Source organism: Streptomyces sp. SID13726, from assembly GCF_010548375.1.
Classification (GTDB): domain Bacteria; phylum Actinomycetota; class Actinomycetes; order Streptomycetales; family Streptomycetaceae; genus Streptomyces.
In genome coordinates, this window is record NZ_JAAGLY010000862.1 from 1 (window position 1) to 385 (window position 385).

Genomic DNA, 385 nt, shown 5'->3' on the forward strand with positions numbered 1-385 from the left:
GTATGCAGCCCGTATGCAGCGCCTCTGCAGTCCGCGTGCCGCCCCTCTGCAGCCCATGTGACGCTCAACCGAGCGGCACGCGGGCGTCCAGGGTGTCGAGGATCCAGCCGACATCGGCCGCGTCGGGCAGCTGGAGGGCGATGAACAGGGACCGGGCCTGCTCCAGGTGGGCGCGCGCGGCGTCGGTCCGGCCGAGTCCGATCCCCGCCCGGCCGAGGACCGTCAGGGCGTGTGCCTTGTCGCGCAGCGCCCCGAGATCCTCGCAGCGCTCGACCGCGTCCGCGGCGTGCCGGGCGGCCTCGGCGTGCCGCCCGACCTGGCACAGGCTGTCGGCGAGCCGGTACCAGGCGTGCGCCTCGCGCTGCCGCAGCCCTGCCGTGCGGCA

1 protein-coding gene is annotated in these 385 nt (G+C 75.6%); it reads right to left on the bottom strand.

The window, feature by feature from the left end:
• Nucleotides 1-64: 64 nt before the first annotated feature.
• On the bottom strand, nt 65-385 hold a 321-nt coding region (locus G3I78_RS50695; RefSeq protein ID WP_164437434.1), incomplete at its 5' end, for a tetratricopeptide repeat protein.